Below are 14,412 nucleotides of genomic sequence, written 5' to 3' on the forward strand. Positions count from 1 at the left end.
GGGAAGGGACATGAATCGCCGATTCTAACCCGAGCGGCCATGCGCCGGCGTATGCGGGTTCATCGGTAGAATGGCGCGTTGGCGCATATGGGAGCGTGCATGAAGGTCTTGGTTTGCGGCGGTGCCGGCTACATCGGCTCGCACATGGTTCGCCACCTGCTGGCGAGTGGCCACCAGCCGGTGGTGCTGGACAACCTCTCCACCGGGCACCGCGAGGCGGTCGGAGACGCGCCGCTGGTGCAAGGCGACCTGATGGACCGTGCGGCGCTCGCCGGACTGTTCGCGGGCACGCGCTTCGACGCAGTGATCCATTTCTGCGCGCGTTCGCTGGTCGGCGAATCGGTCGAGCAGCCGTACGCCTATTACGACAACAACGTCGGCGGCACCTTGAACCTGCTCCAGGCGATGCGCGAGGCGGGCGTGGCGCGATTGGTGTTCTCCTCCACCGCCGCCGTGTTCGGGCAACCGCAGGCGCCGCTGATCGACGAGCAACACGCCACCGCGCCGATCAACCCCTACGGCGCCAGCAAGCTGATGGTCGAGCGCATCCTGGCCGACGCACACCGCGCCTACGGCCTGCGTTCGGTCGCGTTGCGCTACTTCAATGCCGCCGGCGCCGATCCGTCCGGGGACATCGGCGAATCGCACCAGCCGGAGACGCACCTGATCCCCAACGTGCTGCGTTCGGCGCTGGGGCAGGGCGCAGGGCTGAAGGTGTTCGGCGACGACTACGCGACCGCCGACGGTACCTGCGTGCGCGACTACGTGCACGTGAACGACCTGGCTGCGGCGCACCTGCAGGCGCTGGGCTTCATGGACGCCCACGAGGGCGCGCATGTGTTCAACCTGGGCAACGGGCAGGGGTTCACTGTGCTGCAGGTGATCGAGGCGGCGCGCCGGGTCACCGGCGTGGAGATTCCTTTCGAGCGTGCGCCGCGTCGTGCCGGCGATCCGGCGGTACTGGTGGCCTCCAGCGCGCGGGCACGCGAAGCGCTGGGCTGGGCGCCACGCTACAGCGACATCGGCGCGATCATCGAGACCGCCTGGCGCTGGCACCGCGCGCCGCGTTACTGACGCGCGCCCGCCCCATCGGCAGCGGCATAGGGAAAAGGCCGCTGCGACGTCGGCAGGCCCAGCAGCTCGCCGGCCTCCAGCGTGCGGAAGCCGGCATGGCGCGCGGCCAGCATGAAGATCCGTTCGATGGCATGGGCGAACGTGCCGTCGAGCTGGCCCGCCTCGGCTTCGAATTCCCATGGGCCGAGGTGCGCGTCCAGCAGCGGGCGCAGCGCTTCCAGCCGTGCCCAGAACATGCTGCCGGCGATGAAGCGGTCGCGCTCGACCTCGGGCTCGGCCAGGCCCAGCCGCGTGGCCAGGTAGTCGACCGTGTCGCGGTTGGCGCCCCAGTAGAAGCCGAGCGGCTGGACGTGACCGTCCGCTGCGACCAGACCGAGTGACGGTTCGGCGGCGAACGCGGCCGTCACCGCATGCGCGCGCACCGGCGAGACCAGCCCGTCGAGCAACTCTCGCCGCCAGTGCTCGCCATCCTGCCGATGCACCGAGCGCTTGGTATGCAGTTTCAGCACCACCTCGACCCCTTCGTCGAGCAGCCGGTTGGCCACGTGCAGGAAGGGCAGGATGTCGCGGCCGCGGTTCTCGAACACGTGCAGCTCGGCCTGCGCTCCCAGCGCGTCGAGCCGTTCGCGCACGGCCGCGGCCCGCTCGTGCGCGGTGGTGACGACGATCCGCCATGGCAGGCTGGTGGCTTCGAGCGCGGCCAGGATCTCGTCCAGCACTTCGACGTACCACACGTGGATGACTGCGCACGGCCGCGTGGTCGGCGCGGCGGGCGCCTCGCGCAGGGCGTCCCGGGTTGCCTGCAGCCAGGCGTGGCCCAGCCGCGCGTCCGGCTCGAGCACGGCACCCTCGGCCCATTCGTTCCAGGCGTTGACGAACACCAGCGGCTGGGCGGGTTGGCGCCGGCGCGCCGTGGCGATCGCCTGGCGCAACCAGTCGCGGTAGCCGCGCGGCGAGGCGTGCGCGAATACGCGGCCCTTGCCGCTGCGCCGGGGCTCGTTGTCCCAGCCTGGGTTGACGCCGGGGTAGCGCAGGTACGGCGGCTCCGGTTGCGCCACGGCCTGGCGCGCCAGTTCGCGCCAGTCGTGCACGTCGCCGTGGAAGTCGGGGTTGAGCAGCCGCTGGCGCGCGGTGATCGGCGCAAGCGTGGTGTTGTTGGGCGGAAACTCGACCGCCGCGTCAAAGCCGATCTCGCGCGGGTCGACCCGGTCGAAGCTCTGCACGTAGGCGAGTTGGATTTCACCGATGCCCGCCTCGCGGCACCACTGGCGCCAGCGTGCCGCGGTGGCCTTCGGGTCGGGCAACAGGCCGGGACGGTAGACCAGCAGCAATGGCTTGCCCTGCACGCGCAGGTAGCGCGGGTCGCGCAGCCAACGCGCGACGTACGCGATGAAGGCCAGGTCGTCCTCCGGGCTGTGGCGCTGGCCGATCAGCAGGTCGTCGGCACGGCCGTCCCAGCGCCGAGACCAGTTCTCGTTGGCCCAGCACAGGCACAGCGGCAGATCCAACGACGGGTCATCCAGCCACTGCAGCAGTGGCTGCTCGAGCAGCCGCTCGCCGCCGAACCAGTAGAAATAGCTGCAGAACGCGCCGACGCCGTACGCACGGGCCAGCGCCATCTGGCGGCGCATCACCGCGGGCAGGCGCAGGTCGTAATACCCCAGCGCGCCCGGCAGGCGCGGCTGCGCGTGGCCTTCGAACTGCGGCAGTGCGCGCGTCACGTTGGTCCATTCGGTGAAGCCCTCGCCCCACCACGCGTCGTTCTGCGGAATCGGATGGAACTGCGGCAGGTAGAACGCCACCAGTGTCGCCGGAAGCGGCACGGGCAGCGCCTCGGCGCGCGCTTCGACGAAGCCGATCGCGCGTCCGGCGGCGTGCCGGTGCGGCCGGCGGCCGGCGCCGGCGGTGGCCTGGCCGCGCGGCCCCGCGGGGACCAGGTTGACGTAGCGCTCCAGAAAGCGCTGGCGCAGCCGGTCGCGCATGGCGGTGGGCAAGGGCAGGGCGCGGAAACCCAGCCGCAGCGCGCGGAAGAGGTAACGCTTGGCAGCGGAGGACGTCATCGTGCGGATCAACCCAGGACGCGCTCGAGGGTGGCAGCGGCGGCTTCCACTGAAAAGTGCCGACGCACGTTTTCCAGGCCGCACTCGGAAAGTTGTCGCCAGAGCCTGGCGTCGCGGCTCAGGCGCAGCGTCGCTTCGACGTATGCGGCCGCGTCATCGGCAACCAGCACATCGACGCCGTCAGTCAGTTGCATCCCTTCCACGGCGATGGTGCTGGCGATGACGGGCAGGCCGTAGCTCATCGCCATGTTGATCTTGCCCTTGACCCCGGCGCCGAAGCGCAGCGGCGCGAGCGACGCCAGGCAGCCGTCCAGCCACGGCTCTAGCGCGGGCACACGGCCGTGCAGTTCCAGGCCGGGGCGGGCGAGCTCCGCGCGAGCCTCGTCCGGCAGGTCACCCAGTACGTGCACGCGCAGGTCCGGCAGGGCGTCGCGCAGGCGCGGCAGGATTTCCCCGGCGATCCAGCGGATCGCGTCGGCATTGGGCGGATGGCCCCAGCCGCCGATGAACACCAGGTCCCTGCGCGCCTCCTGCGGTTGGCGGCAGCCATGCACCTTATGGATGTTGGACAGCAGCTCGACGCGCGCGCCGGGCAGCAGTTCCGACAGCAGCGCCTGCTCGTGCGCGCTCACTACGAGGGTCGCGTCGCAGCGCTCGATCAGGCGCAGTTCGCTGCGCCGCGATGCGGCGGCCTGCCGCGCCAGTCCCGGGTGCCCGGCGAGGTCCGCGGCGCGCCCCTCGCGCAGGAAATGCAGGTCGACGGTGTCGAACACCAGCCGCGCCTGCGGCGCGTACCGGCGCACCAGTCCGGCGTACTGGCCGGCGACGGTGTGGCGGCAGAGGATCACCGCGTGCAACTGCCGCCCGTGCCGGCGCAGCCACTTTGCCAGCTCTTCCTGGCCGAGCACCTCGCAGCCCAGTTCGCCCAGCGCGAGCCGGTCACGCCGGCTCGCGCGGCGGTCGTCGGGGAAGAAGCAGGTGCTCCAGCCCTGCTGGTCCAGCAGGCGCAGGATGCCGCACAGGCGCAGCGAGCCGGAGTCGCGCGTCGGGTCGGGCACGGTGCCGTCCACCACCAGCACGCGGCCCCGTGCCTGCCAGCGGACCGCCTGCTCCAGCGGCGTGCCGGGTGGTGGCTGCAGGGCGAGCTGTTCGGCCCACTTGGCGGCGAACGCGGCCTGGTTGATCACCTGGTGGCGCTTCGTGCCGCTGCCGGGGTCGGTGCCGGAGGTGATGCCCTCGCAGTGGACCACCGTGCTGGCCGGCTCGTAGTACACGGCAAGGCCCAGTTGCCGCACCGCGAAGGCCAGGTCGGTGTCTTCGTAGTAGGCCGGTCGGTAACGGGTATCGAAGCCGCCCACGCGGTCGAACACCGCGCGCCGCACGAGCAGGGCGGCGCCGGTGACGTAATCGGTGCGGCGGCGATACTGGAAGGCGGGGGCGTCGCGGTCCTCGAAGCGCCCGGTGTTCCAGCAGCTGCCGTCGGCGAACACCAGCCCACCGGCCTCCTGCAGGCGCCCGTCGGGATAGACCAGCCGCGCGCCGGCGATGCCGCAGTCGGCGCGCTCGGCGAAGCAGGCCAGCAACGCGTCCAGCCAGCCGGGCGTGACCTGCGTGTCGTTGTTGAGGAACAGCAGGAACCCGCCCTTCGCCGCCGCGGCGCCCGCGTTGCAACTGTCGATGAAGCCGAGGTTGTGCGGGTTGCGCAACAGCCGCAGGTTCGCCACCCGGGACAGTACCTGGGCGGTGTCGTCCGGCGAGGCGTCGTCCACCACGATGACCTCGAACGCCGCGTGCGCATCCTGGAGCGCGAGCGAACGCAGGCAGGCGAGGGTGTATGCGAGCTTGCCGTGGACCGGGATGACGATCGACACGAGCGGCGCGTCCGCACCGGGCAGGGCAAAAGGCTCGAACGGCACGTCCAGCGGCAGCAGCGCCAGGCCCTCGTCGGCCGCCGGCTCATGCGAGAAGTGCTGGCGCACGCGCGCCAGCGTGCCGCCCCAGCCGCGCAGTGCGATGCTGCCGCGCACGCGTTGCCACTGGTAGCCAAGGCGCCGGAAGCGCCATTGCAGGTTGCCGATCAGGAGCGTGGCCTCGCGGCTTACATGTTCTGGTAGTTCGGGCCGGAGCCGCCCTCGGGCGTGACCCAGGTGATGATCTCGTACGGATCCTTGATGTCGCAGGTCTTGCAGTGCACGCAGTTGGCGGCATTGATCTGGAGCCGCTTGCCACTGCTGCCATCAGGCATGGCGTCTTCGACGATCTCGTAGACGTTGGCCGGGCAGAAACGCGTGCAGGGGTTGTCGTATTCGACGCTGCAGCGCTCGATGCAGATGTTGGTGTCGGCCACGTGCAGATGGACCGGCTGGTCCTCGTCATGCTCGGTGGCGGCAAAGTAGACGCCGGCCAGGCGGTCGCGCGGGGGCAGCTCGCGGGCGACGTAGTCGCGCTTGGGTTCTTCGTACTCCCCGACTTTCTCCAGTGAGCACCAGTCCGGCTTGTTCTTCAGCGTCCACGGCGAGGCGCCGCGGGTGAGCGTTTCCCACGCGGCGTTGGCCATGCCGAACCACAGACCCTTCTTGAAGCCAGGCTTGATGTTGCGCACCTGCTTCAGTTCCGCCATCGCCGGCGAGGCGCGCAGGGTGGCGTCGAAGCCGGCGGCGTTCAGGCCGTTGGCGGCCAGGTGCTCGGCGGCGAGCATGCCGCTGCGGATTGCCTGGTGGGTGCCCTTGATCTTGGGCACGTTGAGAAGGCCCGCGGTGTCGCCGATCAGGATCGCGCCGGGCATCTCGACCTTCGGCAGCGACTGGTAGCCGCCGGTGACGATGGCGCGGGCGCCGGCCGAAAGGATGTTGCCGCCCTCGAGCAGGGGCTTCACGTGCGGATGGTTCTTCCATTGCTGGAAGGCTTCCCAGGGCTTGTACTCCGGATCGCGGTAGTCCAGGCCGCTGACGTAGCCGAGCGCGATGCGGTCGCCGTCCAGGTGATAGAGGAAGCTGCCGCCGTAGGTGCTGGTGTCGGCCGGCCAGCCGAAGCTGTGCACGATCTTGCCGGGGGTGACGCGTCCGGCGGGCACCTGCCACAGCTCCTTGATGCCGATCGAGTAGCCCTGCGGATCGGAGTCCTTGTCCAGCGCGAAGCGCTTGATCAGCTGCTTGGTCAGGCTGCCGCGCGCACCCTCGGCCAGCACGGTGACCTTCGCCTTGATGTCGATGCCCTGGGTGTAACCGCTCTTGTGCGTCCCGTCCTTGGCCACGCCCATGTCGCCGATGCGCACGCCGGCGACCGAGCCATCCTCGTTGTAGACGTTGTCGGCGGCGGCGAAGCCGGGGAATACGTCCACGCCCAGCGCCTCGGCCTGCGGCGCCAGCCAGGCGCACATGGCGCCGAGCGAAACGATGAAGTTGCCGTGGTTGTTCATCCCCGGTGGCACCGGCAGCTTGCGCCCGCCGGTCTTGCTGAGGAGCCAGAATTCATCCTCGCCGGCGGGCACGCAGATCGGCGGCGGGTTGTCGCGCCAGCCGGGCAGCAGCGCGTCGAGCGGACCCGGTTCGATCACCGCGCCGGACAGGATCTGCGCGCCGATGGTGGAGGCCTTCTCGATCACGCAGACGGTGGTGTCCGGCTGCAGTTGTTTCAGGCGGATCGCGAACGACAGCCCGGCCGGGCCTGCGCCGACCACGACCACGTCGTATTCCATCGTTTCGCGCTCGCTCATGGCGGACTCCGTGCGGCGTACTTACAAGGAAGGACCGGCATTGTCCGGTTTCGCAGGCCCGGCGGCAAACCGGGCTCTTCACTAACGACCGCTTGCAATCGCTTTGCAGGCCGTGGCGATAATCGGAAATACACCCCGAAGGACGAGGCATGAATTCGACTCCGCCGATCGCCGACATCGACCTGCGCCGCGCCAGCGTGTGCCAGCTCCTGCACTGGCTGGCGGTAGGTCGCGTGCAACCCCAGGCGCTGGCCGACGTCTACCAGGCGGCGATCGAGCGGATCAATCCCGAGCTCAACGCCTACGTCGACCTGCGCCCCGGCCTGCTGCAGGAACAGGCGCGCACCGCGACACATCGGCGGCGCGACGGCGTGCTCGGCCGCCTCGATGGCATACCGATCGCGCTGAAGGACAACTTTGACATGGCCGGCTGGCCCACCCGCGCCGGTTTGCCGGGACGCGAGCAGCCGGTGCAGGACGACTCCCACGTGGTTGCGCGGCTGCGCGCTTCCGGCGCGGTGCTGGTGGGCAAGACCAACATGGACGAGGCGGCGCTGGGCGCCGCTACCGACAATCCGCACTACGGGGCGACGCAGAATCCGTACAAGCAGGGCTACAGCGCGGGCGGTTCGTCCGGTGGTGCGGCCGCGGCGGTGGCGGCCGGGCTCGCGGCGGCGGCCGTGGGGTCGGACAGTCTCGGTTCCATCCGCATCCCGGCCAGCTACTGCGGCGTGTATGCACTCAAGCCCACGCACGGCGAGATCTCCGCCCGCGGCATGCTGCCCGCGGCACGGCGGCTCGATGCCGTGGGCCTGCTCGCGCGCAGTGCCAACGATCTGACCGTGCTGCTGCAGGTGCTGGCCGGCTACGACGCCGACGACGCGCGCTCGCGCCGGCGCCGCGTGGCGTTCTCGCCGCCGGACTGGGAGCCGGGCAACCTGCGCGCCGGCCTGCTGCCGGACCTGGCGGCGGTGGGCGTGGAGCCGGAGGTGATCGAGGTGTTCGAATCGGCGCTGGCCCGCCTGCCGCGCGAGCTCGGCGAGCGGCGCACGGTCGACTTCTCCGATTGGAACTTTGCGCGCACCCGCCGCGCCGGCCTGCTGCTGATGGAGGCGGAAATGCTCGGCACCTTCGCCGAAGACCTGGCCGATACCGCGCGCCCGGTCTCGCCGCGCCTGCGCGAGATGCTCGGCTACGCCGCGCGCAAGAGCGCGGCCGACTACGCCATTGCCGACCGCGTGCTCGACGCGGCCACGCTCAAGATGCGCCGCCTGTTCGCGCAGATCGACGTGCTGGTGCTGCCGACCACGCCCCAGGGCGCGTTCCCGCTGGACGGCCCCGCGCCCGACTCGGCGGCCGACCTCACCAGCTTCGCCAGCCTGGCCGGTTGCCCGGCGGTGAGCATCCCGATGGGGGCCTTGCCGGACGGACGTCCGATCGGCATGCAGTTCGTCGGCGCGCGTGGTTCGGACCTGCGTCTGCTGGAACTGGCCGCGGTATGCGCCTCGACGCTGGACGTGGAGCCGACCTACCCGGCGATCGCCTGAGCGCGTGGGCTGGCAGCCGCTCGCGCTGGAGGGCGCGGACCTCGCGCTCCGGGCAGACTGGCTGCCGCCGGCCGAGGCGGATGCGCTTTTCGGCGAGCTGCTCGAAACCATTCCGTGGGAAACCCATGTCATCCGGATGTTCGGCCGCGAGGTCGCCTCGCCGCGTCTGAGCTGCTGGATCGGCGACCCGGGCGCCGGCTACGTCTATTCGCGCACGCGCTTCGAGCCGCACCCCTGGCCACCGGCACTGGCCGCGCTGCGCCCGCGCCTGGAGCGGGCCTGCGGCAGCGCTTTCAACAGCGTGCTTGCCAACCTCTACCGCGACGGCCGCGACGCGATGGGCTGGCACAGCGACGACGAGCCCGAACTGGGCGCGGCGCCGGTGATCGCCTCGCTCAGCCTGGGCGCGGCACGTCGCTTCCTATTGCGTCGCAAGTCCACCCGCGGTCCGGTGGCGCTGGAACTGCCACTGCCGCATGGCAGCCTGTTGCGCATGGCCGGCGCAACCCAGCGGCTCTACCAGCACGCGCTGCCGCGCATGGCGCGCGTGCAGTCGCCACGCATCAACCTCACCTTCCGCCGGATCCTGTAGGAGCGCACCTGTCCGCGATGGGGATGCATGGCGGTCGCAAAGGAGCTCCTGCCGGAGGGCATGCACCTTGGCTTGCTCCCGGACGCCGGCGATAATCGCGACTTTCCCCAAGGTGCCCGTGCGATGACCGAGAAGACCGTACTCAACGACACCCATCGCGCGTCGGGCGCCCGCATGGTCGACTTCGGCGGGTGGGACATGCCGATCAACTACGGCTCGCAGATCGAGGAGCACCACGCGGTGCGCCGCGACGCCGGGATGTTCGACGTCTCGCACATGACCGTGGTCGACCTGCACGGTCCGCGCACGCGCGAGTTCCTGCGCCACCTGCTCGCCAACAGCGTCGACAAGCTCAAGGCGCAGGGCAAGGCGCTGTACTCGTGCATGCTCAACGAGCAGGGCGGGGTGATCGACGACCTGATCGTGTACTTCTTCGACGAGGCGCACTTCCGCCTGGTGGTGAACGCCGCCACGCGCGCCAAGGACCTGGCCTGGATCGAACGGCAGGCCAGGGCGTTCGACGTGGAAGTGAAGGAGCGTCCCGACTTCGCGATGATCGCGGTACAGGGTCCCAACGCCCGCGCGAAGGTGATCGGCCTGCTGCACGAGGTCGACCGTCCGCGCATCGAAAAGCTCGGCCGTTTCGCCGCCGCCGCCGCGCAGGGCCCCCACGGCATGCCGCTGTTCATCGCGCGCACCGGCTACACCGGTGAAGACGGCTTCGAGATCATCGTGCCCCGCGAGCAGGCGGTCGCGCTGTGGCAGGCGCTGGTCGACGCGGGCGTGAAGCCGGCGGGCCTGGGTGCGCGCGACACGCTGCGTCTGGAAGCGGGCATGAACCTCTACGGCCAGGACATGGACGAGACGGTGTCCCCGTGGGAGGCCAACCTGGGCTGGACCATCGCATTGGACGAGGGGCGCGACTTCATCGGCCGCAAGGCGCTGGAGACGCAGAAGGCCGCCGGCGTGCCGCGCGTGATGGTCGGCCTGGTACTCGACGAGAAGGGCGTGCTGCGCCACGGTCAGAAGGTGCTCACCGCCAACGGCGAGGGCGAGATCCTCTCCGGCAGCTTTGCGCCCACGCTGGACAAGGCGGTGGCCTTTGCGCGCATCCCGGCCGGCGACCCTGGCGAGGTGCGGGTGGATATCCGCGGCCGCGAGGTGCCGGTGCGCGTGGTGAAGTACCCGTTCGTGCGTGACGGCAAGCCCTGCGAAGGCATCTGATTCACGCGCGCCATCCCTTTATGCGAGTTCCCGCCGAGCGGCTAGAATCGCCGCTCCATTCCACGACCAACGACTGGACCCGACCATGAGCGAGATCCCCGGCGACCTGAAGTTTCTCAAATCCCACGAGTGGGCCCGCGTCGAAGACAACGGCGTGGTGCGCGTGGGCATCTCCGACCACGCGCAGGGCCAGCTCGGCGACCTGGTCTACGTGGAGCTGCCGGAAATCGGCGCCAGCGTGCAGGCCGGCACGGGCGTGGCGGTGGTCGAATCGGTCAAGGCCGCTTCGGACATCTATTCGCCGGTGTCCGGCGAGATCGTCGAGGTCAACGAGCTGCTCAACGACAAGCCCGAGACGATCAACGAAGACGCCTTCGGCGACGGCTGGATTTTCGCCGTGCGCATTTCCGATCGCGCCGAACTGGATGAACTGCTCGATGCCGACGCCTACGCCGAGCAGATCGAGAACGAGGACCACTGACGGTCCGAAGATCGTGCGCCGCATCGTCGGCGCACGATCGGCCACCGGCCTCCTCGACTCGCGGGGAAGACCGGCTCGGGAAGCGCCACGAACCACCCGCGATCGCCATCGGTCGTGCCGCTGGTCGACTTCCATTCATTCGAACGAAGCCCCTCGTTGCCCGTCGACTGACCTGTCGGGCGAGCCGCGGTAGCGCGCGAACGACGCGGGGGTCGAAGGTGGGCGACGTGGCGTAAACCCTTGTGGTGCAAGGCTTTGCGCGGCATCGGCTAATTGAGTGGTTATTTTGATTGGACGTTTATACGTCCATTTGAAAATGCCCTTATTGCTCCGCAAGCCCTTGCCCCGCGGCCCTTTGCGGCCTCGGGGAGGGGCTTTCGACAGGTCAAATTTTCTGGTCGAAATCAATTGACAGTTGAAATCTTCAGGAATAGCTTTCGCTTCAGATCAGGGGAACGGGTCCACATGGCAGCATCGAAATTCATAACGCCTTATGTCGATCACGGCGAAAAGGCCGGCGCGGTGCGCAAGATCACCGTGTCGATTCCGCTGCATGTCCTGCGTCTGCTTTCCGACGAGCGCACCCGCCGTCAAGTCAACAATCTTCGGCACGCCACCAACAGCGACTTGCTGGTGGAGGCGTTCCTGCACGCTTTTACTGGGCAACCACTGCCAACTGATGAGGAGCTGAGACGAATGGCCACTGCCAAGAAAACCGCTGCGAAGAAACCGGCCGCCAAGAAGGCGCCCGCCAAGAAGACCGCTGTGAAGAAGGCCGCCGCGAAGAAGCCGGTTGCCAAGAAGCCGGCGACCAAGAAGGTCGCTGCCAAGAAGGCCGCCCCGAAGAAGGCTGCCGCCAAGAAGCCGGCCGCCGCCAAGAAGGCTGCCGTCAAGAAGGTTGCCGTGAAGAAGGTTGCCGCCAAGAAGCCGGCCGCCAAGAAGGCTGCACCGGCCAAGGTGGTCAAGGCCACCAAGACCGCCAAGGCCACCAAGACCGCCAAGGCCAAGAAGTAAGCGTTTCCAGAAGACCAACTAGCGGTATCGACTTTCTCTCCCTGCGGTGCCCAGCGCAGGGAGGGTACTTCGAAGAGCGATTCGTCCCGGCCCCGGCCGGGACGCTTCGTTTCAGGACCCCGAAAAAGCAGGGTCTGCCAGCGGCCCAAGTATTTGCCGCAACGGCACATTGGCGGTAAGTTGTGCGCACTCGCGCCGCGCACGTCCAGGGGGACGGCCGCTCCTACAGGGGGAAAAAGCGCGGGTATCTCATGCCAGCCAATGGTGAACGTCCCATGGATACCCGTACCAGTTCGATGCGCGCGCACGCGCGCGGGGCCGCCCGGCCCACCTTGATCGCCGTTATCGCCATTTTCGTCCTGCTGGCCGTGGCCAGCTGGTTCCTGATCCTGCAGCCGCACCAGGAACTGGTCATGCAGGACGGCGGCGGCCATCCGTCGACCCCGGTCTCGACCGACAAGATTGCCGTGGCGCCGCCAGCCAATGTCGAGGCGATGGACTTGAACCAGTTGCTTGCCGAGGCGCGCAAGGCGATGAACGATCATCGCGTGCTCGCCCCCGCGGGCAACAACGCCTTCGAGTTCTACCTCAAGGCGCTGGAGAAGCAGCCAGGCAATCCGGTGGCCACCGATGCCCTGCGCGAGACCTTCCCGTTCGCAGCCAGCGGCGCGGAGCAGGCGATCAACGGGCGCGACTTCAACGAGGCGCAGCGCCAGATCGATCTGCTGGCCAAGGCCGATCCGGCCAACTACACGCTGACCATCCTGCGCTCCAAGCTCGACGCGCAGCGCAAGCTGCTCGACAAGGAACAGCAGCAGGCGCTTGAGCAGCAGCGCCAGCAGCAGCTGGCCGCCGACAAGGCGGCGGCGGACAAGGCGGCAGCTGACAAGGTCGCCGCCCAGCAGAAGGCACAGCCGTCCGAGCAGAAGGCGCAGACCGAGGTTGCCGCGACGAACGCGCCCGCCACCGCCGAGCCGGCGAAGCCGACGCCGCAGCAGGTGGTGAGCACGGATCCGGTGATGACCAAGTACGTGCAGCCGCGCTTCCCGACCCAGGCGCAGCGTACGCGCACGCAAGGCTGGGTGCTGGTGGGCTATACGGTCGATACCGAGGGCAACGTCAGCGGCGTGCAGGTCGTCGACGCCCAGCCGCGCCACCTGTTCGACCGCGAGGCGATCAACGCGGTCGAGCGCTGGAAGTACAAGCCGGCCACGCGCAATGGCACGCCGGTGGAGGCCAAGCTTCAGAAGAAGATCGAGTTCAAGCTCTGAGCTGACGCGCGGGACAAAAAAGGCGGCGCTCGTGCGCCGCCTTTTTTTATGCCTTCGGGGCGCGCATCAGTGGCGCCGATGGCGCGCGGCGCGAGCCCGCCGCGGCTTGGCCGGCGCGCGGTCCGGGACGTTCCTCTCCAGCCCGGCCCAATCCACGTGCGGCAAGCCGAGCAGGCTGTCGAACACCATCGGCATCAACCCCGACGGCGTGGGCACGCCGGCATTCCACATCGTCACCACGCCGGCGTGGTACTTGGGGAAGAACCCGATCATCGTGCGGTAACCCTCGACCGCACCCGCGTGGTAGACCAGTGTTTCGCCGCCGTAGGTGAAAACGCGCCAGCCCAGTGCATAGGCTGCGGAGGTGAGGCGGCCGTTGCGCCAGGGAGAGGAATGCAGTTCGGCCGGCGTGCGCACACCCGGCGCATGCAGCACTTCCAGCGTGGCCGGCGTGAACACGTCGGGGCGCCCACCCATCTGCGCGATCAGCCATTTCTCCATGTCGCGCAGGCTGGCGTTGACGCCGGCCGCCGGGGCCACGCGGTAGTAGTTCTCCTTCGGCTCGAACGGCACCCAGCCGCGCCGCGCGCGGCGGTGCGGGCGCGCCCAGCTCTTGCTCGATTCCAGCCCGGCCCGGCCGTAGCTGGCGGTGCTCATGCCCAGCGGCAGGAAGATCCGCCGGTCGACCAGCTTGTAGAAGAAGTTGCCGGTCATCGCGTATACCACGTCGCCGATCAGGCTGAAGGCGACGTTCTGGTAGCCGTAGCACTTGCCCACGCCGCAGGTCATGTCGACCTGGTCGAGCTTGCGCACCAGCTCTTCGTAGGGCACGTCGTCCTCGAGCATGTTGTCGTAGGTGTTGCGCGGCAGCCCGAGGCGCTGGCCCAGGATGTCGGCGACGGTGGCGCGCTGGGTGTCCGGCATGTTCTTGAGCTTGAAGAACGGCAGGACGTTGACCAGCCGCGTGTCCCACGCCAGCTTGCCGTCCTGCACCAGGATCGCGGTGAGCCCGGTGGCGAACGCCTTGGACAGCGACGCGAGGCGGAACACGGTGTCCGGTTTGACCGGTTCCTTGTCCGCGGCATCGGCGTAGCCGATGGTGCCTTCGAACACCACCTTGTCGTTGACCACGACCGCGGTCGCCAGGCCGGCGACGGCGTTGCGCTGCTCCAGCTTGCCTAGCCACTGCCTGTACGCCTCCAGTGTCTCCTTCACCCGTGCGGGCGGGAGCGACTGCGTGGTGGAATCGATGGCCGGTGCGGTGGCGGGTGGCGAAGCTGGCGTGGAAGCGTGGGCCAGCGAGGGGGTAGTCGCTGCGCCGAGCAGGCCGGCGATCAGCAAGGGAAGCGTACGAAGCTGCATGCCTGGAAGGGTCCGGCGCAAAGCCTTGAAAGGGGAACAAGAGACGGCCTGGGGCAGGCACGATGCCCTCGA

The 14,412-nt window shown here is 69.0% G+C and carries 11 protein-coding genes; 7 read left to right on the plus strand and 4 right to left on the minus strand.

Annotation, left to right across the window (positions count from 1 at the left end):
- Window positions 1-99: 99 nt before the first annotated feature.
- Window positions 100-1,074, plus strand: a complete 975-nt coding sequence (galE, locus tag ACFWZU_RS00755) for a UDP-glucose 4-epimerase GalE (RefSeq protein WP_439699498.1) — start codon at window positions 100-102, stop codon at window positions 1,072-1,074.
- Here the strand turns inward: galE and ACFWZU_RS00760 are convergent.
- The 3 genes from ACFWZU_RS00760 to ACFWZU_RS00770 form a co-directional block, all read right to left on the minus strand.
- Complete coding sequence (locus tag ACFWZU_RS00760; RefSeq protein ID WP_439699499.1) at window positions 1,068-3,134, minus strand: glycoside hydrolase family 99-like domain-containing protein; 2,067 nt, start codon at window positions 3,132-3,134, stop codon at window positions 1,068-1,070. The genes galE and ACFWZU_RS00760 overlap by 7 nt on opposite strands.
- An 8-nt stretch (window positions 3,135-3,142) precedes the next feature.
- Entirely contained in the window at window positions 3,143-5,161 is a 2,019-nt protein-coding gene (locus ACFWZU_RS00765; RefSeq protein ID WP_439699500.1) for a glycosyltransferase, read from the minus strand.
- A gap of 71 nt (window positions 5,162-5,232) precedes the next feature.
- Window positions 5,233-6,849 carry a 4Fe-4S dicluster domain-containing protein gene (locus tag ACFWZU_RS00770; protein WP_439699501.1) on the minus strand — a complete coding sequence of 539 codons (1,617 nt, stop codon included), beginning with the start codon at window positions 6,847-6,849 and terminating at the stop codon, window positions 5,233-5,235.
- Between the two features lie 149 nt (window positions 6,850-6,998).
- Between ACFWZU_RS00770 and ACFWZU_RS00775 the strand changes: the two genes are divergently transcribed.
- The 6 genes from ACFWZU_RS00775 (at window position 6,999) to ACFWZU_RS00800 (ending at window position 12,978) form a co-directional block, all read left to right on the plus strand.
- Window positions 6,999-8,396 carry an amidase gene (locus ACFWZU_RS00775; protein ID WP_439699502.1) on the plus strand — a complete coding sequence of 466 codons (1,398 nt, stop codon included), beginning with the start codon at window positions 6,999-7,001 and terminating at the stop codon, window positions 8,394-8,396.
- Window positions 8,397-8,400: 4 nt separating this feature from the next.
- Window positions 8,401-8,988 (plus strand): alpha-ketoglutarate-dependent dioxygenase AlkB family protein, encoded by a 588-nt coding sequence (locus tag ACFWZU_RS00780; protein ID WP_439699503.1) that lies wholly within the window; start codon window positions 8,401-8,403, stop codon window positions 8,986-8,988.
- A gap of 123 nt (window positions 8,989-9,111) precedes the next feature.
- Window positions 9,112-10,212, plus strand: coding sequence for a glycine cleavage system aminomethyltransferase GcvT (gcvT, locus tag ACFWZU_RS00785; RefSeq protein ID WP_439699504.1), 1,101 nt, complete (start codon window positions 9,112-9,114; stop codon window positions 10,210-10,212).
- An 85-nt stretch (window positions 10,213-10,297) separates the two neighbouring features.
- A complete protein-coding gene (gene gcvH / locus ACFWZU_RS00790) occupies window positions 10,298-10,693 on the plus strand; it encodes a glycine cleavage system protein GcvH (protein WP_231321437.1) in 396 nt (131 codons plus the stop codon).
- Between the two features lie 465 nt (window positions 10,694-11,158).
- On the plus strand, window positions 11,159-11,707 hold the full coding sequence (gene metJ / locus ACFWZU_RS00795) for a met regulon transcriptional regulator MetJ (protein WP_439699505.1): 549 nt from the start codon (window positions 11,159-11,161) through the stop codon (window positions 11,705-11,707).
- 275 nt (window positions 11,708-11,982) lie between these two features.
- Window positions 11,983-12,978, plus strand: coding sequence for an energy transducer TonB (locus ACFWZU_RS00800; protein ID WP_439699506.1), 996 nt, complete (start codon window positions 11,983-11,985; stop codon window positions 12,976-12,978).
- A gap of 66 nt (window positions 12,979-13,044) precedes the next feature.
- On the opposite strand, the gene ACFWZU_RS00805 is transcribed toward ACFWZU_RS00800, so the two are convergent.
- The gene (locus ACFWZU_RS00805) at window positions 13,045-14,340 is read right to left on the minus strand and encodes a serine hydrolase domain-containing protein (protein ID WP_439699507.1); all 1,296 of its coding nucleotides are present in this window, start codon (window positions 14,338-14,340) and stop codon (window positions 13,045-13,047) included.
- Between the last annotated feature and the right edge of the window lie 72 nt (window positions 14,341-14,412).

It is taken from the genome of Frateuria sp. GZRR33 (genome assembly GCF_051900425.1).
Classification (GTDB): Bacteria; Pseudomonadota; Gammaproteobacteria; order Xanthomonadales; family Rhodanobacteraceae; genus Frateuria_A.